Consider the following 2,034-nt stretch of genomic DNA (forward strand, 5'->3'; position numbering starts at 1 on the left):
TTTATTGTAACTTAGTACTTTGGCCTGAATTTTGCTGGCTGCTGTCTCACCTGGGGTAAAACTGCCTTTCTATTGCCAGGCTGCGGGTTGATGGGGGTTTTCTCCGTGGGTGAGGGGTTGTATTTTTTTGGCGAATAAAGAAGATTGGGCAGCGGATGGGGCAGCGGATGGGGTAACGGATGTAACGGATGGGGCAGCGGATGGGGCAGCGGATGGGGTAACGGATGGGGTAACGGATGGGGTAATATTTTCCCGATTCCCTACTCCAAAAAACCCACTCTCCACTCTTGTGGATAAGTAAGTGGCGATCGCACTATCATAAGTGGCTGTATGGGAAAATGCTTCAATTGCGCAGGTTTGACGGAATTCTATCGTGGGTGAATTACTTTGTTGGCGTAGTTGGGCTAGATAGGCTTGGTATTGGTTGGGATTACATAATACTGTCAAGTGGGGATAATTTTTTGCAGCAGCCCTGAGCATTGCTGGCCCACCGATATCGATTTGTTCTATCGCTTCTGCTACAGTGACATTGGGTTTTGCGATCGTCTCTTCAAAAGGATAGAGGTTTACTACTACTAAATCGATCGGGCGAATACTGTTATTTTCCATGTCGGTTATATCTTGGGGGATATCTCGCCGCGCTAGAATACCGCCGTGAATCCGAGGATGTAGGGTTTTGACTCTTCCTCCGAGAATTTCTGGATGCCCGGTATAATCTGATACTTTAGTTACTGGTAAGCCAGCCCCTTGCAAGGCTTTGGCTGTACCGCCACTGCTGATTAAATCGAACTGGAATTCCTCAACCAGTGTACGTGCTAATTCGATTATTCCGGTTTTATCGGATACACTCAGTAGTGCTAGACGCGCCATAAGTTAGTTTCTCTTTCTGGAAATAGGGATTAGAGGTTAGTATAGTTCACGCGGCGATCGGCAGCGGTAATGGCTCATCACCAATAACCAATAACCAATAACCAATTACAATTGTTCTGGGTCGATGCCGCGATCCCGCAACTTTGCTATTAAAGCTTGATACCGTTGTTGTTCTTGTTCCAATTGTGCCATGGCTGTTTCTGCCCGTTGATGTTCTTCTTCTGCCCGTTGATGTTCTTCTTCTCTCAATTGTTCTAATTCCACTGTAGTCAGGAATTTTCGACCATCTGGACGATAAATTTCTAGGTTATTTTCGGTTAATTCAAACCGGATTTCTAACAGGGGACTTACCCAGCCATTGAGATCTTCAATGGGTTCTAACCAATCTCCAGCACGGCTAAAACATGTTAACTCATTATTATCTGGATTGTAAATATAATACTCCTGCACGCCATAGCGTTGGTAAAATAATAGCTTCTCAAACATTGGCTTGGCACGGTTACCAGGTGAGAGAATTTCAAAAGCTACTTGTGGGGCAAGATTCTCTTCTATCCATTGTTTATAAGAACCTCGTTTTCCTTTTGGTCGTCCTAATGCTACCATGACATCTGGGGCTTGACGAATTTTATTATTTCCTTCCACAGGATACCAAAGTAAGTCTCCCGCGATGAATACATTATCGATAGCCGCAAACAAAGTCTCTAAGTTTTCTTTAATGAGTACAATCCATTTAAACTGTTCAGTATTATCTGCCATCGGTTGTCCATCGCTGTCAGGATAGATGATTTCTGGAATAGTTGGGGGTGAAAGTTGTTGTACCATAACTTTCTGGGTTTAGTGAGGTGTAAAATTATAGTATAATTATATAGTAAGGGTTCCAGCCATCGGCGGTTGAAATGTACTAAAATCCCTTTTAGGGATTGAAACGCAATTGGTGATTTTAATCCGCAGATAAATAGACATCTCCAACAAATAAATTATACCGTATGGTGTGTTTGGAGATCCTGGACAGGGTGAAGCATTTGGACTGTATATCTAGGGTTTTCCACATAAATTGTCGCCCAAATGCTTCACCCCTACATAGATAAAGGCTCTTGATATTGTTTGTTGGAGAAGTATAATGTAATTGCTTTAAATATACTAAAATCCCCATTCTCCACTCCC

The 2,034-nt window shown here is 43.0% G+C and carries 2 protein-coding genes; both read right to left on the minus strand.

Annotated elements, in window-relative coordinates; translation table 11 throughout:
- Positions 1–69 precede the first annotated feature (69 nt).
- Positions 70–870 carry a hypothetical protein gene (locus NJ959_RS28915; protein WP_254015212.1) on the minus strand — a complete coding sequence of 267 codons (801 nt, stop codon included), beginning with the start codon at positions 868–870 and terminating at the stop codon, positions 70–72.
- Between the two features lie 105 nt (positions 871–975).
- On the minus strand, positions 976–1,692 hold the full coding sequence (locus tag NJ959_RS28920; protein ID WP_254015213.1) for a Uma2 family endonuclease: 717 nt from the start codon (positions 1,690–1,692) through the stop codon (positions 976–978).
- Positions 1,693–2,034: the final 342 nt, after the last annotated feature.

The organism is Limnofasciculus baicalensis BBK-W-15 (assembly GCF_024178385.1).
Taxonomy (GTDB): domain Bacteria; phylum Cyanobacteriota; class Cyanobacteriia; order Cyanobacteriales; family Coleofasciculaceae; genus Limnofasciculus; species Limnofasciculus baicalensis.

Coding starts and splice junctions, on each gene's coding strand:
- NJ959_RS28915 (WP_254015212.1), bottom strand. CDS start 870: ATGGCGCGTCTAGCACTACTGAGTGTATCCGATAAAACCGGAATAATC.
- NJ959_RS28920 (WP_254015213.1), bottom strand. CDS start 1,692: ATGGTACAACAACTTTCACCCCCAACTATTCCAGAAATCATCTATCCT.